This is a genomic window from Lentzea flaviverrucosa (assembly GCF_003350445.1).
GTDB lineage: Bacteria > Actinomycetota > Actinomycetes > Mycobacteriales > Pseudonocardiaceae > Lentzea > Lentzea californiensis.
Map to the genome: position 1 here is coordinate 291074 of NZ_QQAU01000008.1, position 23988 is coordinate 315061.

At 68.3% G+C, this 23988-nt stretch carries 25 protein-coding genes; 18 read left to right on the top strand and 7 right to left on the bottom strand.

Annotation, left to right across the window (positions count from 1 at the left end):
• Nucleotides 1-39 precede the first annotated feature (39 nt).
• Nucleotides 40-189 carry a hypothetical protein gene (locus DFR72_RS45675; RefSeq protein ID WP_170176389.1) on the top strand — a complete coding sequence of 50 codons (150 nt, stop codon included), beginning with the start codon at nucleotides 40-42 and terminating at the stop codon, nucleotides 187-189.
• On the opposite strand, the gene DFR72_RS25560 is transcribed toward DFR72_RS45675, so the two are convergent.
• Nucleotides 186-740 (bottom strand): helix-turn-helix domain-containing protein, encoded by a 555-nt coding sequence (locus DFR72_RS25560; protein ID WP_245983486.1) that lies wholly within the window; start codon nucleotides 738-740, stop codon nucleotides 186-188. The genes DFR72_RS45675 and DFR72_RS25560 overlap by 4 nt on opposite strands.
• 58 nt (nucleotides 741-798) lie before the next feature.
• Between DFR72_RS25560 and DFR72_RS25565 the strand changes: the two genes are divergently transcribed.
• On the top strand, nucleotides 799-1500 hold the full coding sequence (locus tag DFR72_RS25565; RefSeq protein ID WP_090067111.1) for an AzlC family ABC transporter permease: 702 nt from the start codon (nucleotides 799-801) through the stop codon (nucleotides 1498-1500).
• Nucleotides 1479-1787 (top strand): AzlD domain-containing protein, encoded by a 309-nt coding sequence (locus DFR72_RS25570; protein WP_090066987.1) that lies wholly within the window; start codon nucleotides 1479-1481, stop codon nucleotides 1785-1787. Before DFR72_RS25565 ends, DFR72_RS25570 begins: the two co-directional genes overlap by 22 nt.
• 8 nt (nucleotides 1788-1795) lie before the next feature.
• Here DFR72_RS25570 and DFR72_RS25575 read toward each other — a convergent pair whose 3' ends face one another.
• The gene (locus DFR72_RS25575) at nucleotides 1796-2236 is read right to left on the bottom strand and encodes an Lrp/AsnC family transcriptional regulator (RefSeq protein WP_090066988.1); all 441 of its coding nucleotides are present in this window, start codon (nucleotides 2234-2236) and stop codon (nucleotides 1796-1798) included.
• Nucleotides 2237-2310: 74 nt separating this feature from the next.
• Here DFR72_RS25575 and DFR72_RS25580 point away from each other — a divergent pair, with 74 nt between their 5' ends.
• The 4 genes from DFR72_RS25580 to DFR72_RS25595 all read left to right on the top strand — a co-directional run bounded on the left by DFR72_RS25580 (nucleotide 2311) and on the right by DFR72_RS25595 (nucleotide 6403).
• The gene (locus DFR72_RS25580) at nucleotides 2311-3498 is read left to right on the top strand and encodes a trans-sulfuration enzyme family protein (protein ID WP_090066989.1); all 1188 of its coding nucleotides are present in this window, start codon (nucleotides 2311-2313) and stop codon (nucleotides 3496-3498) included.
• A 138-nt stretch (nucleotides 3499-3636) separates the two neighbouring features.
• The gene (locus DFR72_RS25585) at nucleotides 3637-4974 is read left to right on the top strand and encodes an amino acid permease (protein WP_245983520.1); all 1338 of its coding nucleotides are present in this window, start codon (nucleotides 3637-3639) and stop codon (nucleotides 4972-4974) included.
• Nucleotides 4975-5033: 59 nt separating this feature from the next.
• A complete protein-coding gene (pdxT, locus tag DFR72_RS25590; protein WP_090067112.1) occupies nucleotides 5034-5657 on the top strand; it encodes a pyridoxal 5'-phosphate synthase glutaminase subunit PdxT in 624 nt (207 codons plus the stop codon).
• Entirely contained in the window at nucleotides 5654-6403 is a 750-nt protein-coding gene (locus tag DFR72_RS25595) for a YebC/PmpR family DNA-binding transcriptional regulator (protein ID WP_090012872.1), read from the top strand. Before pdxT ends, DFR72_RS25595 begins: the two co-directional genes overlap by 4 nt.
• A 55-nt stretch (nucleotides 6404-6458) precedes the next feature.
• Here DFR72_RS25595 and DFR72_RS25600 read toward each other — a convergent pair whose 3' ends face one another.
• Nucleotides 6459-6617, bottom strand: coding sequence for a DUF397 domain-containing protein (locus DFR72_RS25600; RefSeq protein ID WP_090066991.1), 159 nt, complete (start codon nucleotides 6615-6617; stop codon nucleotides 6459-6461).
• Nucleotides 6614-7450 carry a helix-turn-helix domain-containing protein gene (locus DFR72_RS25605; protein WP_090066992.1) on the bottom strand — a complete coding sequence of 279 codons (837 nt, stop codon included), beginning with the start codon at nucleotides 7448-7450 and terminating at the stop codon, nucleotides 6614-6616. The genes DFR72_RS25600 and DFR72_RS25605 overlap by 4 nt, the downstream gene beginning before the upstream one ends.
• Before the next feature lie 127 nt (nucleotides 7451-7577).
• On the opposite strand from DFR72_RS25605, the gene DFR72_RS25610 reads away from it, so the two are divergent.
• Together DFR72_RS25610 and DFR72_RS25615 are read left to right on the top strand one after the other, a co-directional pair.
• Nucleotides 7578-8078: a DUF4262 domain-containing protein gene (locus tag DFR72_RS25610; protein WP_245983488.1), complete on the top strand. Its 501-nt coding sequence runs from the start codon at nucleotides 7578-7580 to the stop codon at nucleotides 8076-8078.
• The gene (locus DFR72_RS25615; protein ID WP_211335527.1) at nucleotides 8075-8542 is read left to right on the top strand and encodes a GNAT family N-acetyltransferase; all 468 of its coding nucleotides are present in this window, start codon (nucleotides 8075-8077) and stop codon (nucleotides 8540-8542) included. Before DFR72_RS25610 ends, DFR72_RS25615 begins: the two co-directional genes overlap by 4 nt.
• Before the next feature lie 211 nt (nucleotides 8543-8753).
• Here the strand turns inward: DFR72_RS25615 and DFR72_RS25620 are convergent, their stop codons facing one another.
• Nucleotides 8754-9317 carry a TIGR03086 family metal-binding protein gene (locus DFR72_RS25620; RefSeq protein WP_090066994.1) on the bottom strand — a complete coding sequence of 188 codons (564 nt, stop codon included), beginning with the start codon at nucleotides 9315-9317 and terminating at the stop codon, nucleotides 8754-8756.
• Between the two features lie 143 nt (nucleotides 9318-9460).
• Here DFR72_RS25620 and DFR72_RS25625 point away from each other — a divergent pair, with 143 nt between their 5' ends.
• The gene (locus tag DFR72_RS25625; RefSeq protein ID WP_090066995.1) at nucleotides 9461-10936 is read left to right on the top strand and encodes a peptide MFS transporter; all 1476 of its coding nucleotides are present in this window, start codon (nucleotides 9461-9463) and stop codon (nucleotides 10934-10936) included.
• Nucleotides 10937-11099: 163 nt separating this feature from the next.
• Here the strand turns inward: DFR72_RS25625 and DFR72_RS25630 are convergent, their stop codons facing one another.
• Nucleotides 11100-12380: a cytochrome P450 gene (locus DFR72_RS25630; protein ID WP_090066996.1), complete on the bottom strand. Its 1281-nt coding sequence runs from the start codon at nucleotides 12378-12380 to the stop codon at nucleotides 11100-11102.
• Between the two features lie 31 nt (nucleotides 12381-12411).
• Nucleotides 12412-13005, bottom strand: a complete 594-nt coding sequence (locus tag DFR72_RS25635) for a TetR/AcrR family transcriptional regulator (protein ID WP_090066997.1) — start codon at nucleotides 13003-13005, stop codon at nucleotides 12412-12414.
• 154 nt (nucleotides 13006-13159) lie between these two features.
• Between DFR72_RS25635 and DFR72_RS45680 the strand changes: the two genes are divergently transcribed.
• From DFR72_RS45680 to DFR72_RS25670, 8 genes are all read left to right on the top strand, one after another.
• Nucleotides 13160-13312 carry a hypothetical protein gene (locus tag DFR72_RS45680; protein WP_170176390.1) on the top strand — a complete coding sequence of 51 codons (153 nt, stop codon included), beginning with the start codon at nucleotides 13160-13162 and terminating at the stop codon, nucleotides 13310-13312.
• Nucleotides 13313-13515: 203 nt separating this feature from the next.
• Nucleotides 13516-16419: a PQQ-dependent sugar dehydrogenase gene (locus DFR72_RS25640; RefSeq protein WP_090066998.1), complete on the top strand. Its 2904-nt coding sequence runs from the start codon at nucleotides 13516-13518 to the stop codon at nucleotides 16417-16419.
• Between the two features lie 250 nt (nucleotides 16420-16669).
• Nucleotides 16670-17758 (top strand): glutamate-cysteine ligase family protein, encoded by a 1089-nt coding sequence (locus tag DFR72_RS25645; RefSeq protein ID WP_245983490.1) that lies wholly within the window; start codon nucleotides 16670-16672, stop codon nucleotides 17756-17758.
• The gene (gene egtB, locus DFR72_RS25650) at nucleotides 17755-19059 is read left to right on the top strand and encodes an ergothioneine biosynthesis protein EgtB (RefSeq protein ID WP_090067000.1); all 1305 of its coding nucleotides are present in this window, start codon (nucleotides 17755-17757) and stop codon (nucleotides 19057-19059) included. The genes DFR72_RS25645 and egtB overlap by 4 nt, the downstream gene beginning before the upstream one ends.
• Nucleotides 19060-19063: 4 nt before the next feature.
• Nucleotides 19064-19789 (top strand): ergothioneine biosynthesis protein EgtC, encoded by a 726-nt coding sequence (gene egtC / locus DFR72_RS25655; RefSeq protein ID WP_090067001.1) that lies wholly within the window; start codon nucleotides 19064-19066, stop codon nucleotides 19787-19789.
• Entirely contained in the window at nucleotides 19786-20757 is a 972-nt protein-coding gene (egtD, locus tag DFR72_RS25660; protein ID WP_090067002.1) for an L-histidine N(alpha)-methyltransferase, read from the top strand. The genes egtC and egtD overlap by 4 nt, the downstream gene beginning before the upstream one ends.
• Nucleotides 20758-20820: 63 nt before the next feature.
• On the top strand, nucleotides 20821-22416 hold the full coding sequence (locus DFR72_RS25665; protein ID WP_090067003.1) for an alpha/beta fold hydrolase: 1596 nt from the start codon (nucleotides 20821-20823) through the stop codon (nucleotides 22414-22416).
• A 79-nt stretch (nucleotides 22417-22495) separates the two neighbouring features.
• The coding region (locus tag DFR72_RS25670; protein ID WP_245983492.1) for an alpha/beta fold hydrolase at nucleotides 22496-23988 on the top strand (1493 nt) is incomplete at its 3' end.

A 23988-nucleotide genomic window follows, 5' to 3' on the forward strand; every position in this document is an offset into this window, starting at 1 on the left:
GGGTCGCGTGGGCGAGCCGGCCCGTTTCTCGTTGGCGTGGTGGCCGCGCTGTTTCGCTGGGATCTCGTGACGCCCGACTGGCTCGGTGCGGCATCGCTGCACCGGCATTGGTGTGCCGCATGCGCCGGTGAGGTCGTCGACGGTGAACCCGCGCTTGCCGAACCCCGGCTGCGGCACCAGGTCGGCTAGACCGTGTGCTCCATGACCATCATCGCGGTCGTGCCCGGCTCCAGCGCCTTGCAGATGTGCGCGAGGTCGCCGGGATAGACGATGTAGTCACCAGGCCCCAGCTCGACCGGGTCGTCGGCGAGGCCCGCGAGGCAACGGCCGGTCGCCACGATCATGTGCTCGATGCTGCCCGGCACGTGCGGCAGCGACTCGCGGGCGCCGCCCGGTTCGAGGGCCAGCCAGTAGATGTCGTGCTTGGTGCCCGGACGGCAGGCTGCCAGCAGCGTTGCCGAGTAGTGCGCGCGCTCCGAGTGGATGACCGGGCCCTCGCCCGCGCGGATCACCCGCACGCGCGGTACGGCGGGTTCGACGAGACGGCTGAACGGGACGCCCAGCGCTACGCCGAGGGCCCACAGGGTTTCCACGCTGGGGTTTCCGGCGCCGGACTCCAGTTGCGAGAGCGTCGACTTGGCCACGCCGGCCTTCTTGGCGACCTCGGAGAGCGACATGCCGGTGCGGTCGCGCTCGCGGCGGAGGTTGGCCGCGATCAGGTCGAGTGGTGCGTTCGACACAGAAGTCCATCCGTTCGTCTTGACGAACACCGATCCCAGGTGTTCATCTTAATGGGTGGTGCGTTCGATTTGGCGAACTCTTGATGCTGTGCTCCTGCGTGACGTTGCCGCGGTCGCACTCGGTGCCGCGGTGACCGGTGCGTCGTTCGGTGCGATCTCGGTGGGCTCCAGCTTGCCGTGGTGGATGCCGGTGCTGATGTCACTGCTGATCTTCGCGGGCGGCTCGCAGTTCATGGCCGTCGGTGTTGTCGCCGCTGGTGGCAGCCCTGCCGCGGCGGTGCTGGCCGGGCTCGTGCTCAACATGCGGCACCTGCCGTTCGGGCTGGCGGTCGGGGACGTGCTGGGCAAGAGCCCGCTCGCCCGGATCGTCGGCAGTCATCTGCTGATCGACGAGTCCACGGCGTTCGCCATGGCGCAGAAGGATCCCGCGAGAGCGCGTGCTGCCTACTGGGCTTGCGGCGTGTCGTTGTTCTTCAGCTGGAACACGGGCGTGCTCATCGGTGCGCTCGTGGGGCAGGCGATCGGAGACCCGATGACGTTCGGGCTGGACGCGGCGTTCCCGGCGGCCCTGCTGGCGCTCACGCTGCCGGCGCTCAAGGACGCGGCCACGCGCAACGCGGCGCTCGTGGGTGCGGCGATCGCGCTCGCCACGACGCCGTTCCTGCCCGCGGGTGTGCCGGTGCTGCTCGCGTTGGCCGGACTGTTCGCATTCCGCACCACCAAGAAGAAGGAGGAGCCGTGCCCGTCACCGCGGTCCTGATCCTGGCCGCCGGCACCTTCGCGATCCGGCTCGCCGGGCCGCTGTTGCGCGACCGCGTCACCCTGCCCGAGAAAGTCCGCGAACTGATGTCGGCGTCCGCGACGGTGTTGCTGCTCGCATTGGTGGCGGTCTCGGCATTGACGAACGGCAAGCAGTTCGGTGGCTGGGCGCTCGCCGTCGGAGTCGCGGTCGGTGGTCTCGCGGCGTGGCGGAAACTGCCATTCGTCGCCGTCATCGTGCTGGCCGCGGTGACCACGGCGGGACTAAGGCTTGTCGGCGTGGCCTGAAGAATCGATCAATGCTTCCTGACGTGTGAGAAAAGCAGGTTCGTATGAACCTCTGTCACCTCTCTGCGGCTCGTGAACTTGTCGAGCACGAGTCGTTGGAGATGACCGACGTCGGATACTGCGACGTGCACCAGGAAATCTTCTGGACCTGTCACGTGTGAGAGCGCGAGCGTTTCGGGGAGCGACAGCACGTAAGCCATGAACGGGTCGACGATCTCCTTGGTGTGCGGACGGATCTTCACCGCGAGCATCGCCTGGACGTGCTGCCCGACCGCGTTCGGGTCGATCTCGGCGTGGTAGCCGGTGATCACGCCGCGCTCCCGCAGCGCCCGGTGCCGGACCACGGCCGTGGACTGCGCCACGTTGACGCGTTCGGCCAGGTCCTTGTTCTGCAGCCGCGCGTCCTTCCGCAGCTCCCGCACGATGGCCTCGTCGATCGAATCCAGCACGGCTCTTCTCCGTTCCACCGAATCAGCTGCGGTCTTGCGCCCACTCTGCCGAGGAAGTCTCCACCATTCGGGCCATGACGCGCATCGAGACCATCGCAGTGCACGGCGGCCGCGACGACCTCGCGGAGCTCGGCGTGCACGCTCCCCCCATCGACCTGTCCACCACCTACCCCGTGCCTGACCAGGCGCTCGGCGGGGAAGCGCTGGGTGAGTGGGCCACTGGTGCCGCACGGGCCGCCTCGCCGGTCTACGCGCGGTTGCACAACCCGACGGTGGCCCGGTTCGAGCAGGCGCTCGCGGCTCTCGAGCACACCGAGACGTCCGTGGCGTTCGGCAGCGGCATGGCCGCGGTGACCGCCGTGGTCCAGGCCGCCTGCGTGATGGCGGGAAAGCCGCACGTCGTAGCCGTGCGGCCGTTGTACGGCGGCACCGACCACCTGCTGTCGTCCGGTCTCCTGGGCGTCACGACCACGTACGTCGAAGCGGGCCTGGTGTCCTCCGCGATCCGGGCGGACACCGGGCTCGTGGTCGTCGAGACCCCCGCCAACCCGAACCTGGACCTCGTCGACATCGAGCACGTCGTGCGCCAGGCCGGCTCCGTGCCGGTGATGGTCGACAACACCTTCGCGACGCCGATCCTGCAGAACCCGGCGTTGCACGGCGCCTCGTACGTGCTGCACTCCGGCACCAAGTACCTCGGCGGACACGGGGACGTGCTCGGCGGCGTCGTGGCCTGCTCCGAGTCGCTCGCGGCGGCGTTGCGGCAGGTCAGGATCATCACGGGCGCCGTCCTGCACCCCCTGGGCGGCTACCTGCTGCACCGCGGGCTGGCCACCCTGCCGTTGCGCGTCGAGGCGGCTTCGCGTTCTGCTGCAGTGCTGGCCTCCCGGCTGGCCGAGCACGACGCCGTGGAGTTCGTGCGCTACCCGTCCAGGTCACGGCAGATGCGCGGAACCGGCGCGATGATCGCGTTCGGTGTCCACGGCGATCCCGTCGAGGTGGTGCGGCGGCTCAAGCTCATCACGCCGGCCGTCTCATTGGGTTCGGTCGACACCCTCATCGAGCACCCCTCGGCTTTGACTCACCGCCTGGTACCCGGAGAAGAACTGCGTGCTTCTGGCGTTCCGGACAATTTGCTGCGCATTTCCGTGGGGCTCGAGCACGTCGAGGACATTTGGGACGACCTGAACGCAGCGCTCTGTGACGTCGCTTACGTTAAGTCTTCCCCAACTGATTTCTTGGTGATGACCGCCACTCGCTAGGGTTCCCCGAATCAGCGCGTCGGGGCGCGGGAGGTTCCGACGCGAGCATTTTTCCGTTTCGGAAGGAACCTCCTCGTGAGTTCTGTGGAAACTGATGCGGACGGCTACACCAAGGCGCTGAGCAAGCGCCAGGTGCAGATGATCGCAATCGGCGGCGCGATCGGCGTCGGCCTTTTCCTGGGTGCGGGCGGACGCCTCGCCACAGCGGGGCCGTCGCTGATCCTCGCCTACGCCGTGTGCGGCCTCGCTGCCTTCTTCGTCATGCGGGCTCTGGGTGAACTGGTGCTGCACCGCCCGGTCTCCGGCAGCTTCGTGGAGTACGCCCGCGAGTTCATCGGCCCGTGGGCGGGCTTCACCTCGGGCTGGATGTACTGGGTCAACTGGGCGATGACCGGCATCGCCGAGATCACCGCCGTCGCGATCTACATGCACAAGTGGTTCCCGGACCTGCCGCAGTGGATCACCGCGCTGGTCGCACTGGTCGTGCTCGTCGCCATCAACATGCTGTCCGTCAAGCTCTTCGGTGAGCTGGAGTTCTGGTTCTCCGTCATCAAGGTGACCGCGATCGTGGTCTTCCTGGTCGTGGGCGCCGGCCTGGTCATCGGCAACGCGGACGTCGGCGGCACCACGGCGTCGGTCTCGAACACCCTGGGCCACGGCGGACTCTTCCCGGCCGGCTTCGGCATCGCGCTGATGACGTTGCAGGCGGTCATCTTCGCGTACTCGGCGATCGAGCTCGTCGGCATCGCGGCGGGCGAGACCAAGGACCCCGAGAAGATCATGCCGCGCGCCATCAACGGCGTGGTCTACCGGATCGCGATCTTCTACGTCGGTTCGGTGCTGCTGCTGACGATGTTGCTGCCGTGGGACCACTACACCGGCACCGAGTCGCCGTTCGTCACGGTGTTCTCGGCGCTGGGGATCCCGGCCGTCGGCGACATCATGAACGCCGTGGTGCTGACGGCCGCGCTGTCGTCCTGCAACTCGGGCCTGTACTCGACCGGCCGCATCCTGAGGTCGCTGGCGCAGAAGGGCGAAGCGCCCGCGATCACCGGGAGGATGAACTCCCGGCACGTGCCCTACGGCGGCATCCTGTTCACCGGAGCCGCGTACCTGGCCGGTGTGGTGCTCAACTACATCGTGCCCAAGGACGCGTTCGACATCGCGATCGCCATCGCGTCGCTGGGCGTCGTCTCGACGTGGGCCACGCTGATCATCTGCCAGATGAAGCTGCGGCAGAAGGCCCTGCGGGGCGAGATCGAGCGGCCGTCGTACCGGATGCCGGGTGCCCCGTACACCTCGTGGCTCACGCTCGCGTTCCTCGCGCTGGTGATCGGGCAGATGGCCTTCTCCGAAGGCCAGGCGGAGAGGATCGCGTTCTGGTCGATCCCGGTGCTGGCGCTGGTGTTGTTCCTCGGGTGGCGTTTCGTGAAGTCGCGTGAGGTGCGGCAGGAGGAACTCGTCACCGTCGACTGACTTGGCGTCGCCCGGAGGGCTGCGCAGCGGGGTCGTGGACCTCGAATATGCTGGTGAGCATGGTTGCTGCCCCACCCGTCATCGGCGTGCTAGCCCTCCAGGGCGACGTCCAGGAACACCTCGTGTCGCTCGCGAAGTGCGATGTCACCGCACGCCCCGTCCGACGCGCCGAGGAGCTGGACGAGCTCGACGGCATCGTCATCCCCGGCGGCGAGTCGACGACCATGAGCAAGCTCCTGGTGAACTTCGAGCTGCTGGAGCCGCTGCGGGCCAAGATCAAGGCAGGGTTCCCCGCCTACGGGTCGTGCGCGGGCATGATCCTGCTGGCCGAGACGGTGCTGGACGGCCGGGAGGACCAGGAGCAGCTCGGCGGCCTGGCCGTCACGGTCCGGCGCAACGCGTTCGGCAGGCAGGTCGACTCGTTCGAGACCGACCTCGACCTGGCCGGGGAGAGTGTGCACGCCGTGTTCATCCGAGCACCTTGGGTGGAGGCGGTGAGCGGCGAGGTCGAGGTTCTCGCTACGGTGCCTGTTACGGCTGAGGCGGGAGACGCCGCCGGTAGGATCGTCGCGGTCAGGCAGGGCAACGTGCTGGCGACGGCGTTCCACCCGGAGCTCACGGGTGACGAGCGTGTTCACCGACTGTTCGTTGACATGGTTCGCGGTTCGACGGAGGAGAAATGAGCGGCCACTCCAAGTGGGCGACCACCAAGCACAAGAAGGCCGCCATTGACGCCAAGCGCGGCAAGCTCTTCGCGCGGCTGATCAAGAACATCGAGGTGGCGGCCCGCACGGGCGGCGGCGACCCCGACGGCAACCCGACGCTGTTCGACGCGATCCAGAAGGCCCGCAAGAACTCGGTGCCGCTGGACAACATCGAGCGCGCACGCAAGCGCGGCGGTGGCGAGGAGGCAGGCGGCGCCGACTGGCAGACGATCATGTACGAGGGCTACGGGCCCAACGGTGTCGCGGTGCTCATCGAGTGCCTCACGGACAACCGCAACCGCGCCGCCACCGAGGTCCGCACGGCCATGACCCGCAACGGCGGTTCGATGGCCGACCCCGGCTCGGTGTCGTACATGTTCAGCCGCAAGGGCGTCGTGATCGTGCCGAAGGCGGGCACGAACGAGGACGACGTCATGCTGGCGGTGCTGGAAGCCGGCGCCGAGGAGGTCAACGACCTGGGCGAGGCCTTCGAGGTCGTGTCCGAGGCCGGCGACCTGATCCCGGTGCGCAAGGCGCTGCAGGAGGCGGGCATCGACTACGAGTCGGCCGAGTCGAGCTTCATGCCGTCGGTGTCGGTGCAGCTCGAGGCCGAGGGCGCCAAGAAGATCTTCAAGCTGATCGACGCGCTGGAGGACTGCGACGACGTGCAGAACGTCTTCGCGAACTTCGACGTGTCGGACGAGGTCATGGCCGAGGTCGGCTGACCACCAGCAACAGCACGAACGCCGGTCACGCAGCAGCGTGGCCGGCGTTTTTGCGTCACCGCGCCCGAACGACCTTCAGGAACGCCGACCAGGCTTCGGGGGAGAGGGTGATGTGCGTGGCCGGCGCCTTGCTGTCGCGGATGCCGACACCGTGGCCGACCTCGACGCAGTTGTCGCCGTCGCCGCTGTGGCTGCTCTTGCGCCAGTTGGTCATGGGAGGCCCTCCAAGATGCTGTTGATCACCGCCCTCGATTCTTCCTCATCCAGGGCGACGGCAGCGAGGTCCTTCAGGATGTTCTCGTAGACCTCGACGGTGTCCTTGTCGTCGAAGAACAGGCAGCACTTGACGCTCTCGACGTAGACGACCGGCGGGTACTTCGGGAACTTCATCAGCCGGAAGTCGCCGGACACACCGGCGTGCATGCCGACCGATCGGGGAACGATCCGGATGCTGATGTACTTCCGGACCGACAACCGCAGCAGGTGGGCGAGCTGCTCGCGCCACACCTCTTCGCCGCCGACCGGCAGCCACAGCGCCTGCTCGTGCACGTAGAACGTGAAGGTCCTGCTGTATTCGAGGATCTCCGTCCGGGCGGCCCTCGCGGCGACGGTCGCCGCCAGGTTCTCCGGCGAGACCGTCCGCGCCTTCGCGGTCACGGCAGCGATGTACTCGAAGATCTGGAGCAGGCCGGGGACGAGGATCATCGACCAGGCGATGATCTCGGTGGCTTCCTTCTCCTGGTTGATCAGCGTGCGGACCTGGTCCGGCACGCCTTCGTCGGGAACCTGCAGGAAGACGTTCCCCTGCTCGCGGAACAGCTCGATCAGCCGTTCGCGTTCCTCTAGCGGTGTGCGGCAGTAGGCGAGAAGTTCGCGCACCTCGGACTCGTTGACGCCGCCCTTACCGGCGAGCATGTCGGACAACTTGGCCTCCTGCCAGCCGAGCTCCTCGGCGAGCTGGCGCTGGGTCAGGCCGGTGCTCTCGATGGCGGCTCGGACGCCGTTGCCGAACTCGCGGCCCACCACGCTGGACGATCTCTTGGGCATGGACGGACGGTAGGGGCACCGACCGCGAAAGCTCTATCGTTTCGCGCCAAATCTGCCTGAAGGTGGGAGCCTTGGACCAGCTCCAAGCAGGCATAAGGCGCCGGGGAGGTGCCGTAGGCTGGGTGTCGTGCTTTCCGACGAAGACATCGAGCTGCGCGCCCGCCTGCTCTCCGCGGCCGACCGGTTCGGCCACACCAACATCGTTGTGAACCCGGACGCCGAGGGCGCGGGATACGTGTTCTCGGTGGGGGCCTGGCGCCGGTTCGGCGTGGCCGAGGCGGTGGTGATCGGACTGCCGCAGGGCATGGGCGAGAACCTGATCAACATGTACGTCCAGCGGGCCAGCGCGGGCGAGCGGTTCCAGCCCGGCAAGCTCTACGACGACTTCTTCGACGGGGTGCCCGTCGCGTTCGAGCGGGTCTACAAGGGGTTCTACCCCGAGTTCTTCGGGAGCGCGTACCTGCTCTACGACGGGTCGGACTTCGCGGCGCTGCAGATCATCGTGCCGACGCCGCAGGGGCAGTGGCCGTGGCAGCCGGACGCGCCGGAGGGGTTCCACGACCACCAGATCATCCTCACCGAGAGCGGTCTGCCGGAGAGCTGGACGCCGGGGGTCACCGGACCGTGAACGTCCACATCGGACCGCTGACACGTGAGCACGCCGGTGAGGTCATGACGATCCAGCGCGCCGCGTACCTCGCGGAGGCCAGGCGGTACGGCGCGTGGGACCTGCCGCCGCTCGTCGAGACGCTCGACGAGGTCCGGCGTCACCTGGGCGACGGCACGCCGGCGTTCGGCGCGTTCGACGGGACGCGGCTCGTCGGGTCGGTGCGCAGCCGGGTCGACGGAGAACGGATGGAGGTCGCCCGGCTGGCCGTCGCACCGGACGTGCAGGGCGGCGGGGTCGGGCGAAAGCTCCTCGAAGCGATCAGCGAACGGGCGCCCGCGGAGGTGACGGTGGTCTGGTTGTTCACCGGCGCCGAGAGCGACGGGAACATCAGGTTCTACGAGAGTGCCGGGTTCGTCCGGGTCAGCGAGCACCTCGACGCCGTCGGGATCAGGTGCGTCACCCTGGAGCAGGAGGTCGTCTGACGCCCGGCGCCGTTCTGGAGGAGACCAAACCGTTGTCCGGAGGTCGTTGTCCGCTTCTGGAGCGCCGACACCGGACAACGATCTACCTGTAGAAATGCGGTGCGATCACCGGTTCGGGGGAATCCGGGGATCGTTGCCGGGGGAGGAGCGCCCCGCACCGCGGGAGGCACAGGGGGATGCGGTGCGGGGCGCTTCGGCAAGAACCGGGAACCTAGGGGTTGCGTCCCAGAAGTCCGATCAGCCGGGTCTGGTCGTCCGCGTCCGGCGACACCGGAACGGGCGAGTCGAACATCGACGACCCGCTCCAGTCGTCGATGTTGCGCTCGACGTACTTCAGGACGGCCGAGGCGAGATCGGGATCGATGCGTTCGTCGGCGCCGATCGAGCGCGCCAGGTCCCAGGAGTGGACCGCGAGATCCGCGGTCATCTGCCAGCAGTACTCCTCGGCGTCGAGCTTCCCCGAGGACACCGTCACGGGTTTCGCCAGCGCGAACGGCCCGAGCCACGCCTCTCGCGCGGCAGCGGCCGCCACGACCCAGGACACGAGCGGGTCGTCGCCCAGGTTGTCGTGGTCGAACCGGTCGCCGACCTGCGCCGCCGTGCAGCCGGCCAGCAGTTCAGGTGCCCAGAGCTGCTCGTGGACGAGATGGCCGACCAGGTCTCTGACCGACCACTCCCGGCAGGGGGTGCCGAGCGACCACTGGTCCGGTGCGATCTGCCGGACCCGCCGGTCGAACTCCGTCATCGCCACGCCGTGCGCCTGGATCAAGTCCATCTCAGCAGTGCATCAAATCTCGCCCAGGTGCGCACCCCGGCGTGAGAGTTGGGCCACTTGGACGCAACCCCGATTTCAAACCGTACGCGCGTTCGGCGTAATCTCGACCAAATCCGCCGTGACATCGTTGACACGAGAGGCCGATGACTGTGAGCGCTCCAGGCGCCAGCATCTCCGCGCAGGACAAGGGATTCTTCGGGCACCCCCGAGGCCTGTCCACGCTGTTCTTCACCGAACTCTGGGAACGGTTCTCGTTCTACGGGATGAAGGCCATCCTCGGCCTCTACCTGTGGACGGCCGTGGCAGAGGGAGGTCTCGGCGTCGACAAGGCGCTCGCCCTGTCCGTCGTGGCCATCTACGGCACAGCGGTCTACATGTCCGGTGTCGCGGGCGGCTGGCTGGCCGACCGCGTCTGGGGCGGGCAGCGGTCGGTGTTCTACGGCGGCGTCCTGATCATGCTCGGCCACATCGCGCTGGCCCTGCCGATCGGCCTCGCGGGCGTCTACACGGGCCTGGTCTTCATCGTGCTCGGCACGGGCCTGCTCAAGCCGAACATCTCGACCGTCGTCGGCGGCCTCTACGAGCAGCACGACAACCGCCGCGACGCGGGCTTCACGATCTTCTACATGGCCATCAACATCGGTGGCTTCATCTCGCCGCTGATCACCGGCGCGCTCGCGGACGGACTCGGCTTCCACTGGGGCTTCAGCGTGGCCGCGGTCGGCATGGCGCTCGGCCTCGTCCAGTACCGCTACGGCCGCAAGAACCTGCGCGGCTCGGCCGCCGTGGCGCCGAACCCGTTGCCCGCGCAGGAGAAGGGCCGCACCTACGGCCTGATCGGCCTCATCGCCGCGGCGATCGTCGGGCTGGGCGTGGTGGCGTTCTTCCTCGGCGGTGTCGAGGGCGTCATCCTGATGATCAGCATCATGTCCATCGTGCTGCCGATCGGCTACTTCACCGTCATGCTGCGCAGCAAGAAGACGCTGCCGCACGAGAAGCCGCGCGTGATCGCGTACATCCCGCTGTTCATCGCGGCGGCGATGTTCTGGCTGATCTTCGAGCAGAGCGCCTCGGTCATCGCGGAGTTCGCCGACTCGAACGTCGACAACCACGTGTTCGGCTGGGAGTTCCCGGTCGCCTGGTTCCAGTCGATCAACCCGATCATGATCATCCTGCTGGCGCCGGTGTTCGCGCTGCTGTGGGTGAAGCTCAAGGACCGCGCGCCGTCCACGCCGCGGAAGTTCGCGGGCGCGCTGGTGCTCGTCGGCCTGTCGTTCGTGCTCATGTACTTCGCGAGCAACTCGGCCGCCGACGGCAAGGTGACGCCGCTCTGGCTCGTGGTGATGTTCCTGATCATGACCGCCGGTGAGCTCATGCTCTCCCCGGTCGGCCTGTCGGTCACGACGAAGCTGGCGCCCAAGGCGTTCGCGTCGCAGACGATGGGTCTGTGGTTCCTGGCCAGCTCGGCCGGTACCGGTGTGGCCGCGCAGCTCGTGAAGTTCTACACGACGAGCCCGTCGGCGTACTTCCTCACGCTGGGCGGCGCGGCTGTCGTTCTGGGCGTCGGCCTCGCGGTGGCGGCCCCGGCGATCAAGAAGCTGATGTCGGGCGTCGAATGAGGCTTTCGACGAGGTGAGAGGGAGGCCCGTCGCGGCGGCGGTGCGGCGGGTCTCCCTCTCACTTCTAAGAATGCACTACGCAGATGTGTCATTGGGGCACGAACATTGCTCCAGCCGGGTGAAGTCGAGCACTCGCCGCAACGAAACTAGCCCCAGGTCAGCATTACTTCACCGTCAGTGATCGGCTGCTTTCGTTGGCCCGCACCGGAAGTCGCAACGCGCCGCGGATCAGCTTCGAGCGCCTGCGCGTCACCGGGCCGTCCGCCGCGAGCTTCGGGAAGCGCTTGAAGAGCTCGTGCAACGCCAGTGATCCCTCGATGCGGCTCAGACCAGCGCCGATGCAGTAGTGGATGCCCGCGCTGAACGCGAGGTGCTCGCGGGCGTTGGACCGCGTCGGGTCGAACTCCAGCGGGTTCTCGAAGACCCTCGGGTCGCGGTTCGCCGCCGCCAGGACCAGCATCACCGGCATGCCCTTCGGCAGCGACACCCCGGCCAGCTCGAGGCGTTCCTTCGGCCAGCGGATCGTGTACTGCACGGGCGGGTCGAGCCGCAGCACCTCCTCGACGAACCCCTCGGCGTACTCGGGGCTCTGGGCCAGCGGCGCCACGGTGTGCGGGTTCTCGAACGCCTTCAGCACGCCGTTGCTGATCAGGTTGACCGTCGTCTCGAAGCCCGCGAAGAGCAGCAACCCGGTGGTGGCGACGAGATCCTCGCGGCTGAGGTCCTCGTGCCGCGTCACGAGGTGGCTGACGATGTCGTCCTGGGGGTTGCGGCGGCGTTCGTCGATCAGGACGTCGATGAAGTCGTTGTACTCGACGATCGTGGCGTGCAGGTCCTTCAGCTGCTGGTGCGACCACACGCCGTCGAGCGTCTCCGCCAGTGCGCTGCCCCAGCGCGCGAAGACGTCCTTGTGGTCGTCGGGCACGCCCAGCAGGTCGGCGATGACCTGGATCGGGACCTGCGAGGCGAACTCGGTGACGACGTCGAAGCGGTCGCCCAGCCGGTCGAGGTGGTCGGTCACGATCTTCTGGATGGACGCCGTGCGGTCTTTGAGGGCCCGGGGCGTGAAGAACGGCTGCACGAGCTTGCGCAGGCGGGTGTGGTCCGGCGGGTTCTTCATCAGGAACGAGTCCTGCACCGGGTTGACGATCTTCTCGCCGTCCTTGACCAACGTGATCGGCACCATCGACGCCTCGTCGAAGGTGGCGGTGATGAACCTGTTGTCCCGCAGCACCGAGTCGCAGATCTCGCGGCTCGGCGTGACGTAGGCGCCCATGCGGCTGCGCACCATGTCGCCCTTGGCGCGCACCTTCTCGTACATCGCGTACGGGTCGCGGTCCGGCGGTGAGGCCATGACGCCCGCGTACGGGTCACCGATCAGCGCGTAGCCGCGGACGAGCGTGCGCAGCGCGAAGAACTGGGCGGTGGTCTTCAGCGTGGACATGTGTCCACAGTGAGGTTTGCGCGAAGAACTCTCAAGAGTTGCGGCGGTGTCGCCGCACGGTTTCTTCCACGAGGTCGAGCACGGGTTCCATGTCGTCTGCCGGGAGTCCCATGGCGAGGTGCGAGACCAGGCCTTCCAGCACGAGCTCCAGGAAGCTGGTCAGCACCGTGACGTCGACGTCGTCACGCAGGTTGCCGGCTTCGCGCTGCCGGATGAGGCGCTGGCGGGTGGCGGCGGTGAGCTGCTCGCTGCGCTCGGCCCACCGCGCCCGGAAGTCCGGGTCGGTGCGGAGCCGGCGGGAGACCTCGAGGCGCGTGCCGAGCCAGTCGGCGGCGTGCTCCTCAGTCCGCTTCTCCGGCTCGTCGAGCAGGTCGCGCATGACCTGGACGAGGCCCTGCTCGGCCACGACGTCCGCCATGCGGAGCGCGTCGTCCTCGGCCAGCGCGAGGAAGAGCGACTCCTTGTCGCGGAAGTGGTGGAAGATCGCTCCGCGGGAGAGGCTTGTGGCCTCTTCCAGACGGCGTACCGTGGCACCCTCGTAGCCGTGTCGCGCGAAACAGGCACGCGCACCGTCGAGGATCTGACGGCGGCGGGCGTCGAGGTGGTCCTGGCTCACCCTGGGCACCGGTAGATGGTCGCAGGGTGAGGGTGGGAAATCCAATCCGTACGTACGGATTGGACACGTCCATCGGTGTGATCTTCCCCGGTGATCCCTTTCGTGTGGATCATCGGCCGGGCCTGCGTGAACGGGCAGCACCGTGCCCATATCCTCTGCCGCCATGGACACCCAGGAATTCACCAAGCTGTCGACGCTCGCGGAGCGCCTGGGGTGGCAGCGGCGTGAGTTCACCGGCGTCCACGTGATCGACCTGCTGCTCAGCCGGTCCGTCTCGGACCTCGTCGCCGCCCTCGCGGAGAACCGGGACAGGTGACGGGTTTCTGGTAAGCGCTTTCCAGCTCGTCTGGGACGGGGTTGACTCAGCAGGCGCGCGATGGTGTGATCTGCGCGACAGTCAAGAAACTTTCCTGTCTAAAACTGAATCCGCCGCCGCTCCGTCGTGATCCCCCTACCCGTCTCGTGGGAGGCACAACAGTGGCACCGAGTAGAAGCCGGGCGTTTCGCGCGTTCGGCGCGATGGGTGTTGCCTGCACGACAGCCGTCGCGGTGATGTCGGTACCGGAGTCGGCCCTCGCGGCCCCGGTGCGGTACGAAGCGGAGAACGCCACGATCTCGCAGGGCGTGGTGGAGTCGAACCACGCCGGGTTCTCCGGGGCCGGGTTCGTGAACGTCGACAACGTCGCGGGGAGCTCGGTCGAGTTCACCGTCACCGCGTCGAAGGCGGGCCAGGCCAAGCTGGTCTTCCGCTACGCCAACGGGACCACCGACAACCGGCCGGTCGACGTGAGCGTGAACAACGGTCTCGCCGTCGACGAGCGCGCGTTCGCCGCCACGGGTGCCTGGACGACGTGGGCGTCGGCCGAGAACACCGTGAACCTGAACGCGGGCTCGAACAAGATCAGGCTCACGTCCACCGGTGCCACCGGTGGTCCCAACCTCGACTACCTGGAGGTCGAGGAGCTCGCGTCCGTTCCCGCGCTGGAGCAGGAGGCGGAGGACGCGACGATCAGCCAGGGCGTCGTCGAGTCCAACTGGGCGGGCTTCTCCGGCCGCGGGTTCGTCAACTACGACAACGTCATCGGTTCGTCGGTCGAGTACGTGATCAACGCCGAGTCCGGCGGCGAGCACGACCTGACGTTCCGCTACGCCAACGGGACGACGGCCGACCGGCCGGTCTCGGTGACCGTGGACGGCGCGAACGCGCAGACCGTCTCGTTCCCCGGCACGGGCGCGTGGACGACGTGGCAGACGCGGACCGCGAAGGTCACGCTGCACGCCGGTGCGAACAGGATCAAGGCGACCGCGACCACCGCGAACGGCGGCCCGAACGCGGACAAGCTGACCGCGGTGCTGGTCGGCCCGCCGGACAACGAGGCGCCGACGCCGCCGCGCAACCTGCAGTTCGTCAGCTCCACCCACAACTCCGTGTCGCTGAAGTGGGAGGCGGCCACCGACAACGTGGGCGTCACCGGCTACGACGTCTACCAGCACGGCCAGCTCGTCACGAGCGTCGGCAACGTCCTGGAGGCAACGGCGACCGGCCTGCGTCCCGACGTCGAGTACGACTGGACCGTCTTCGCGAAGGACCGCGCGGGCAACGTCTCGCAGGCCTCGAACAACGTTCCGGGCCGCACCAAGCCCGCGCCCGTGGACAACCAGGCGCCCACCACGCCGGGCACTCTGCGTTCCACCGGCGCCACCTCGACCAGCGTCGCCATCGCGTGGGGCGCCTCGAGCGACAACGTGGCCGTCACCGGCTACGAGATCCACTTCGACGGCGCCCTGAAGCAGACCGCGGACGGCTCGGCCACGTCGGCGACCGTCGCCGGCCTGGTGACCGGCCAGACGTACGCGGTGAAGGTGCGTGCCAAGGACGCGGCGGGCAACCTCTCGGCGTTCTCGAACGAGATCTCCGTCAAGCCCGCGGCGGGGGGCGGCACCGGTGTGCCGAACCCCGGCACGGTCAAGCAGATCGCGTCCGGCGTCGACGTCGCGTGGGGGCTCGCGTTCCTGCCCGACGGCTCGGCGCTGGTGACCGAGCGCGAGACGTTCAACGTGCTGCGCGTGACCGAGGCCGGCGCCAAGACCGTCGTCGGCAAGGTGCCCGGCGCCATGGGCACCAACGGTGAGGGCGGCGCGCTCGGCATCGAGGTGTCGCCGAACTTCGCCTCCGACCGGTTCGTCTACGTCTACCACACCTACAGCGGCGGAAACCGCCTGGTCAGGGCACAGTTCGACGGTGCTCAGCTGACCGGCTGGACCACGTTGCTCGACGGTGTGCCGAAGAACCGCTACCACAACGGCGGGCGCCTGCGGTTCAGCCCCGACGGCCGGTACCTGTTCATCTCGACCGGTGACGCGCAGAACGGCAACAACGCGCAGAACCTCAACACGAACGCCGGCAAGATCCTGCGCGTCAACCCGGACGGCTCCGTCCCGTCCGACAACCCGTTCCCCGGCAAGGCGATCTGGAGCTACGGCCACCGCAACGTGCAGGGCCTCGACTTCGACTCGCAGGGCCGCCTGTGGGCCTCGGAGTTCGGCAACTCGCAGCAGGACGAGGTCAACCTGATCACCAAGGGCGGCAACTACGGCTGGGAGCCCTGCGAGGGCACGATCGGCAGCTGCGCCGGCACCGTCGCGCCGAAGAAGACCTGGCCGACCTCGCAGGCCTCACCCTCGGGCCTGACGATCATCAACGACTACGTCTTCGTCGCCACCACCGTCGGCCAGCGCATCTACCGGATGCGCATCGACGCGAGCGGCAACCTCGTCGACCAGCAGATCTACTTCCAGGGCACCTACAACCGCCTGCGGACGGTCGAGGTGGACCAGGAGGGCGACATCTGGCTGACCACGACGACCGACAAGGACGGGTCGGCCGGCAACGACCGGGTCCTGCACATCGACGTCGTCTACGAGGGCGGCAGCGCCTTCACGCTGTCGTCGCCGGCGTTCGCGGACGACGCGATGATCCCGGCCAGGCACACCTGCGCCGGTGACGGCGCCGCGGGCCAGGACCCGTCGCCGCCGTTCGCGTGGGGTGCGTCCGCCGGGGCGCAGGCCTACGCCATCGTGTTCGCGGACCGCGTGAACAACGGCAACAAGCTCCATTGGGCGATCTGGGACATTCCGGGTGCCACCCGCTCGCTGCCGGAGAACCTGGGGTCCGGGTTCGCCGTGCCGAACCAGGGCGGGGCGAAGCAGAAGGCGATGGAATCCGGTGCCAACGCGCTGAAGTACTTCGGGCCCTGCCCCGGTGGCTCGACCAACCCGTACACGTTCACGTTGTACGCGTTGAACACCGCGACGGTGCCGGGAATCACCTCCGGTTCGTCGATGGCGCAGATCGAGACGGCCATCAAGAACGCGTCGACCGCGAGCACGGTGCTGCGCGGCCGTTCGAATGCCAGGACGTAGATCCATCCAGTGGGACAGGTGCCCGTGTGCACGCGTGCACACGGGCGCTTCACTTGGTTCGTAAGGTTTTGAGGGCTGCGAGTGTCAGACCCCGCGTGTAGCGTCGAACGGGCCAGACGATCACGGGGAGTGTGGCAGCGTGACTGCGTTGCGTAATCAACCGGCGCCGGCGAGGTTCGCCGATCGCGCCGAGGCCGAGGCTTACGTGGCCTCGGTTTGTTTCAAACACGGGCCTCCGAGGCTGTTCGGCGTGGAGCTCGAATGGACCGTCCACCACGCCGAAGACCCTGCTCAGGTCCTCGACAAACACCGGCTCGCCGCCGCTCTCGGCGAACACGCACCACCCACTCTCGTTCCGGACAGCCCGCAGAGGCCGCTTCCCAGCGGCACCCCGCTGACCGTCGAACCGGGCGGGCAGGTCGAGATCTCCACTCCTCCCTGCACCAGCCTCCCGGACCTCTTCTCCACAGTCGCCCAGGACATCTCCCACCTCGCCGCCATGCTGGCCGACCACGGCCTCGTGCTCGGCGACAAGGGCGCTGACCTGCACAGACATCCCACGCGCGTGCTGCAGGTGCCCCGGTACGCCGCGATGGAGCACGCGTTCGGCGGGCTCGGCGCCGACGGCATCTCGATGATGTGCAACACCGCGGGCCTGCAGGTGTGCCTCGACTTCGGCGAGCAGAAGCACCTGCAGGACAGGTGGGCCGCCGTGCACCAGCTCGGCCCGGTGATGATCGCGTTGTTCGCGAACTCGCCGAGCATCGGTGGCATGCACCAGGACTGGGCGTCCGCGCGCATGCGGGCGCTCTACGGCTGTGATCCCGTGCGCACCAGACCCAGTGCCGTGTGCGCCGATCCGGCTCAGGCCTATGCGCGAAGAGTCGTGGACACCCCCGTCATCGTCGTGCGCGGGCCGGGTTCCAACTGGATCCCGGCGCGCAGGTTCACGTTCGCGGAGTGGCTGGACGGCGCGCACGACCGCGTCCCCACGAGCGACGACCTGGACTACCACATGTCGTTGATGTTCCCGCCGGTGCGGCCGCGCGGGTACATCGAGATCAGGTACCTCGACACACCCGCGCCGGGCGGGTGGATCGCGCCGAGTGCGCTGCTCGTCGCGCTGTTCAGCGATCCGTCCGTTGTGGACGGTGTGCTGGCGGCGACGGAACGGGCCGCCGGCCGGTGGCTGAGCGCCGCGCGGTACGGACTGGCGGACGAGCGCGTCGCGCGTGCCGCGAAAGACGTTGTGGCGCTGGGCATCGAGGCGTTGCCCCGCACCGGACTCTCCCACGACCAGATCGGCATCATCAGCCGGGAGCTTGAGGGGAAGCTGTGACTCGCCAAATCGATGGAGACGACCTCCGCGAGCAGGTGGCGGGGGAACTGCTGCGCTCGCGCGCGCGTTCCACCGCCCTGACCGACGCCGTCGACGAGCACGACCTCGTGCGGCAGCATTCGAAGCTGATGTCGCCCCTGGTCTGGGACCTGGCGCACATCGGCAACCAGGAAGAGCTGTGGCTCGTTCGTGACGTCGGCGGACGCGAACCGGTGCGCAGCGACATCGACGAGTACTACGACGCGTTCAAGTTCTCGCGCAGCGTGCGACCCGAGCTGCCGTTGCTCAACCCTCGCGAGGCCCGCCAGTACGTCGGCGACGTGCGCGGCAAGGTGTTCGACGTGCTGGAGAAGGTGCCGCTGCAGGGGCGCCGGCTCGTCGAGAACGGCTTCGCGTTCGGGATGATCGTGCAGCACGAGCAGCAGCACGACGAGACGATGCTGGCGACGCACCAGTTGCGCACGGGTGAACCGGTGCTGCACGCACCGTTGCCGCCCGGTGGAGCCCTGGTCCCCGCGACGGAAGCGTTCATCCCGGGCGGACCGTTCGACATGGGCACCTCGGACGAACCGTGGGCGCTGGACAACGAGCGTCCGGCACACGCCGTCCACGTCGACTCGTTCTTCATCGACACGACACCGGTCACGAACGGCGAGTACGCCCAGTTCATCCTGGCCGGCGGCTACGACGACCGTCGTCTGTGGACGGACGAGGGCTGGGAGCACCGGACGACCGCGAAGCTCGTGGCACCGAGGTTCTGGCAGCGCGAGGAGAACTCGTTCGTGCGCACGGCGTTCGGCGTGACGGAACCGATCGTGCCGGACGAACCCGTGGTGCACGTGTGCTTCCACGAGGCCCAGGCGTACGCGACGTGGGCTCACAAGCGCCTGCCCACCGAAGCCGAGTGGGAGAAGGCGGCTCGCTTCGACACCGCCGCCGGCAAGACCCGCCGCTACCCCTGGGGCGACGAGGAGCCGACGGAGGAGCACGCGAACCTCAACCAGCGCCACCTGCGCCCGGCCCCGGTCGGCGCGTACCCGGCGGGGGCGTCCCCCGCCGGTGTGCACCAGCTGATCGGTGACGTGTGGGAGTGGACGTCGAGCGACTTCGGCCCCTACCCGGGCTTCGAGGTGTTCCCGTACGAGGAGTACTCGAAGGTCTTCTTCGGACCGGACTACAAGGTGCTGCGCGGCGGTTCGTTCGGCACCGACAAGTCCGCGATCCGTGCCACGTTCCGCAACTGGGACTACCCGATCAGACGGCAGATCTTCGCCGGCTTCCGCTGCGCCAGGGACGCCTAGCCGGATGTGCCGCCACCTGGCTTACCTGGGCACCGCCATGCCCATCGGCGGCCCGCTCTACGACGCACCGCACTCGCTGGAGCACCAGTCCTACGCACCCGGCGACATGCGGGCGGGCGGAACCGTCAACGTCGACGGCTACGGCGTCGGCTGGTTCCCCGGCCCGGTGCGCTACCGGCGTGCCGGCACCCTGTGGAGCGACCCGAACCTGCGCCAGCTGGCGGCCACGGAGTCGACGGCGTTCCTGGCCGCGGTCCGGTCCGCGACCACGGGCATGCCGGTGGCGGACGCGGCGTGCGCGCCGTTCACCGACGGCACGTGGTTGTTCAGCCACAACGGCCGCGTCGACGGCTGGCCGCACACCGTCGCCGGGCTGGCGAAGACGCTCGACGTGACCGACCTGCTCACGATGGACGCGCCGACCGACTCCGCGCTGTTGTGGACGGTCCTCAGACGCCGTCTGGAGACCGGGAAGAACCCGGCTCGAACGCTCGTTGAACTCGTGCGGGAGGTTGCGGACGCGGCACCGAGGTCGCGGCTGAACTTCTTGCTGACCAACGGAGAAGTGCTCGTGGGGACGACGTGGACACACGCCCTGTGGGTGCTGCAGAAAGGTGAGGGCGTGACACTCGCGTCCGAGCCGCTCGACGACGACCCGGACTGGCGGGAGATCCCCGACCGGCACGTGGTCACCGCCGTTCCATCCACTGTGGAGGTTCGACCGATATGACCGAGCCGGTGCTGGACGTTCATCTCAAGCCGGAGGACGCCGCACACGCGCTACGTGCCGACGTGCGGGCCGGACTGACCGCGGACCCGAAGTGGGTCTCGCCGAAGTGGTTCTACGACGCCGTGGGCAGTGCGCTGTTCGAGGACATCACGCGGTTGCCCGAGTACTACCCGACCCGTGCCGAACGGGAGGTGCTCGCGGAGCGCGCGGGCGAGATCGCGGCGACGACGGGCGCGCATTCGCTGGTGGAGCTGGGTTCCGGCTCGTCGGAGAAGACGCGGCTGCTGCTCAGCGCGTTGCGCGAGCACGGGACGCTGCGGGAGTTCGTGCCGCAGGACGTGTCGGTGTCGGCGCTCACCGAGGCCGCGCACGCGATCATCGCGGACTACCCGGGCCTGCGGGTGCACGGTGTGGTCGGCGACTTCACGCAGCACCTGTCGTTGCTGCCCGGTGAGTCGCCGCGCCTGGTCGCGTTCCTCGGCGGCACGATCGGCAACCTCATCCCGGAGGAGCGGGAGAAGTTCCTCCGGACGGTCCGCGACGTGCTGGATCCGGGGGAGTGGCTGCTGCTGGGCACGGACCTCGTCAAGGATCCGGGCACGCTGGTGCGCGCGTACGACGACGCGCAGGGCGTGACGGCGGAGTTCAACCGCAACGTGCTGAACGTGCTGAACCGCGAGGTCGGCGGCGACTTCGACGTCGAGGCGTTCGAGCACGTGGCGTTGTGGAACGCCGAGCAGGAGTGGATCGAGATGCGCCTGCGGGCCAGGCGGGCGATGAGCGTGAACATCGCCGAGCTCGGTCTGGTCGTGGAGTTCCGCGAGGGCGAGGAACTGCGCACCGAGGTGTCGGCCAAGTTCCGCGAGGAGGGCGTGCGGCAGGAGTTGGAGGACGCCGGATTCTCGCTGCACCGCTGGTGGACCGATGCCGAGGGACGGTTCGCGGTCTCGCTAGCCCAAGCGGTGTAACTCAGGTCACAACCCGACGATAGGCGGGTACTGGCGGCCTGCCGTCAGTGGTGGGCTGGCTCGATGACTCCTGCAGCAACCCGTGCCGTGCGCGTGGCGCTCGTCAGTGCGCTCGCGCTCGGCACCGTCATCACCGGCCTGGGCAGCGCGTCAGCCCAGCCCGGAGCCACCTCCGCCGTCAGACCCGCCGCGTGGGGGCCGTGCGCGGCGGACGTGCTCGCCGAGATCCCCGCCGCCGAACGCACGAAGGTCAGCTGTGCGGTCCAGGCGGTGCCGGTCGACCACTCGCGTCCGCGCGGTGACTCGACCGGCGTCGTCATGATGAAGCGCCCCGCCGGCGACCCGGCGAAGAAGATCGGCTCGCTGTTCATCAACCCCGGCGGCCCCGGTGGCGCCGGTCTGATCTACAGCGCGTACGGCTCGAGCTTCTTCACGCCGGAGATCCTCGAGAAGTTCGACCTCATCGGTTTCGACCCGCGCGGTGTCGGCCGCAGCGCGCCGCTGCGCTGCTTCCGCACCCAGGAGGAGGCCGAGGCGGTGAACGAGGGCTGGTACGCCCTGCCGATCACCAAGGACGAGATCGCCAGCTCCATTCGCCAGTCCAAGGTCTACACGGACTACTGCAAGATCAACGCCGGTCCGCTGCTCAACCACATGTCGACGGAAGCGGTCGCACGCGACCTCGACGTGATGCGTGAAGCCGTGGGGGACAGGCAGCTGACGTTCGTCGGCTTCTCGTACGGCACGCTGCTCGGCGCGACCTACGCGAACATCTTCCCGCACAGGTCACGTGCCCTGGTGCTGGACGGCAACGTCGACCCGCAGCTGCGCCTGACCAACGGTGCCCAGTACGACCGTGAACGCGCTCGCGGCTTCGAGATCGCGTTGGACGCGATGCTGAAGCGTTGCGACTCCGTCGGCGTCGAGCGCTGCGCGTTCGCCGGTGACGCGCGCAAGAAGTTCGACAACATCCGCGAGTCGCTGCGCAAGAGTCCCACGACGTTGCCCGGCGGCACCCAGGTGACGCTGACCGACGTCGTCGGCCGCACGGCGAGCAACCTGTACAGCCCGACCACGTTCAAGGCGCTGACGACGTGGCTGCAGTCGATCCACGCGGCCCAGAACCCCTCCGCCGCACTGACCGCCCAGTCCGTTGTGGACGTTCCGATGCTGAACAACCTCGGCGGCAAGGCCGACGTCCGGGTGCTGCCGGAGACGCCGTACACGAGCGACGACTCGTACTACGCCGTGAACTGCATCGACAAGCCGTTCTCCCGCTCGAACCGCAACTGGGCCCAGACGGCGGACAGGTGGGAGAGGGAGTCGAGGACGTTCGGCCGCTACCAGGCCGCGTCCGACCTGCTCACGTGCCCGACGTGGCCGGCCCGCAACCCGGACCGCTGGATCGGCCCGTGGAACCGCCACACCAAGAACCCGATCGTCGTGGTGGGCAACTACTACGACCCGGCGACGCAGTACCTGTTCTCGCAGCGCATGGCCAAGCAGCTCGGCAACGCGCGGCTGATCAGCGTCGACGCGTTCGGTCACTGCATCCTCGGTGACTCGGCCGGCGCCGACGCGGCGGTGACGAGGTACCTCGTCGACCTCACCGCCCCTGCGAACGGCCAGGTGTTCCAGCCGAACGCACAACCGTTCTAGTTCGTTGATGCCCGCCTGTCGTCGGACACCCGACGATAGGCGGGTACAAACGGTGCACTGTCGGTGATGGGGTGCATCCGTGACGTCATCTTCTTCAGCGCGTGTCGTGCTCGCGAGTGCGCTCGTGCTCGGCACCATCGTTTCCGGCCTGGGCGTGGCGAGCGCTCAGACCGAGGTCTCCTCGAACGTCAGACCCGCTGCCTGGGGGCAGTGCGCGGCCGACGTGCTCGCCACCCTTCCCGCCTCCGTGACGCCCGAGGAGCGCGCCAAGCTCACCTGCGCCGTTCAGGAGGTGCCCGTCGACCACTCGCGCCCGCGCGGTGAGAAGACCGGCATCGCCATGATGAAGCGGCCCGCGAACGACCAGTCGCGCAAGATCGGCTCGATCTTCCTCAACCCCGGCGGGCCCGGCGGTTCCGGCCTGATCCGCGGCGCCGTCGCGAAGAACTACTTCCAGCCGTCCGTCCTGGACCGGTTCGACGTCGTCGGCTTCGACCCGCGCGGCGTGGCCCGCAGCGCGCCGATGCGCTGCTTCCGCACGCAGGAGGAGGCCGACTCGGTCAACGAGGGCTGGTACTCCCTGCCCATCACCAAGGCCGAGATTGCGAGCTCCATCAAGCAGTCCAAGGCCTACACGGACTACTGCAAGATCAACGCCGGTCCGCTCCTCAACCACATGTCGACCGAGGCCGTTGCGCGCGACCTCGACGTCATGCGCGAGGCCGTGGGCGACGAGCAGCTCAACTTCGTCGGCTTCTCCTACGGCACGCTGATCGGCTCGACGTACGCGAACATCTTCCCGCAGCGCACGCGGGCGATGGTCATCGACGGCAACGTCGACCCGCGGCTGCGTCTCACCAACGGCGCGGAGTACGACCGCCAGCGCGCCGACGGCTTCGAGATCGCCCTCGACGCCATGCTGAAGCGCTGCGACTCCGCCGGTGTCACCAAGTGCGCGTTCGCCGGTGACGCCCGCGGCAAGTTCGAGGCCATGAAGACCGCGCTGGGCAAGGCCCCGGCCACGTTGCCGGACGGCACGAAGGTCACGCTGGCCGACGTGGTGGGCCGCGTCGCCGGCGACCTGTACTCGATCGCCCGGATCGCGCCCATGGCCGCCTGGCTGCAGACCGTCCACCTGGCGCTGAACCCGTCCGCCGCGACCCTCAGCGTACAGTCCACTGTGGAGCTGGCCGCGCCGCTGAACAACGCCGGCGGCCGCATGGACGTCGACCCGCTGCCCGACACCCCGTACACGAGCGACGACTCGTACTACGGCGTCAACTGCACCGACAAGCCGTTCTCCCGCACCAACCGCAACTGGGAGAAGACCGCGGCGAAGTGGGAGGAGGAGTCGCCCACGTTCGGCCGCTACCAGGCCGCGTCCGACCTGCTGACCTGCGCCACCTGGCCGGCCCGCAACCCGGACCGCTGGATCGGCCCGTGGAACCGCAAGACGAAGAACCCGATCGTCGTGGTGGGCAACTACTACGACCCGGCGACGCAGTACCTGTTCTCGCAGCGCATGGCCAAGCAGCTCGGCAACGCGCGGCTGATCAGCGTCGACGCGTTCGG

Coding starts and splice junctions, on each gene's coding strand:
- DFR72_RS25580 (WP_090066989.1), top strand. CDS start 2,311: ATGACGCGCATCGAGACCATCGCAGTGCACGGCGGCCGCGACGACCTC.
- DFR72_RS25585 (WP_245983520.1), top strand. CDS start 3,637: ATGATCGCAATCGGCGGCGCGATCGGCGTCGGCCTTTTCCTGGGTGCG.
- pdxT (WP_090067112.1), top strand. CDS start 5,034: ATGGTTGCTGCCCCACCCGTCATCGGCGTGCTAGCCCTCCAGGGCGAC.
- DFR72_RS25595 (WP_090012872.1), top strand. CDS start 5,654: ATGAGCGGCCACTCCAAGTGGGCGACCACCAAGCACAAGAAGGCCGCC.
- DFR72_RS25600 (WP_090066991.1), bottom strand. CDS start 6,617: ATGACCAACTGGCGCAAGAGCAGCCACAGCGGCGACGGCGACAACTGC.
- DFR72_RS25605 (WP_090066992.1), bottom strand. CDS start 7,450: ATGCCCAAGAGATCGTCCAGCGTGGTGGGCCGCGAGTTCGGCAACGGC.
- DFR72_RS25620 (WP_090066994.1), bottom strand. CDS start 9,317: ATGGACTTGATCCAGGCGCACGGCGTGGCGATGACGGAGTTCGACCGG.
- DFR72_RS25625 (WP_090066995.1), top strand. CDS start 9,461: ATGACTGTGAGCGCTCCAGGCGCCAGCATCTCCGCGCAGGACAAGGGA.
- DFR72_RS25630 (WP_090066996.1), bottom strand. CDS start 12,380: ATGTCCACGCTGAAGACCACCGCCCAGTTCTTCGCGCTGCGCACGCTC.
- DFR72_RS45680 (WP_170176390.1), top strand. CDS start 13,160: ATGGACACCCAGGAATTCACCAAGCTGTCGACGCTCGCGGAGCGCCTG.
- DFR72_RS25640 (WP_090066998.1), top strand. CDS start 13,516: ATGGGTGTTGCCTGCACGACAGCCGTCGCGGTGATGTCGGTACCGGAG.
- egtC (WP_090067001.1), top strand. CDS start 19,064: ATGTGCCGCCACCTGGCTTACCTGGGCACCGCCATGCCCATCGGCGGC.
- egtD (WP_090067002.1), top strand. CDS start 19,786: ATGACCGAGCCGGTGCTGGACGTTCATCTCAAGCCGGAGGACGCCGCA.
- DFR72_RS25665 (WP_090067003.1), top strand. CDS start 20,821: ATGACTCCTGCAGCAACCCGTGCCGTGCGCGTGGCGCTCGTCAGTGCG.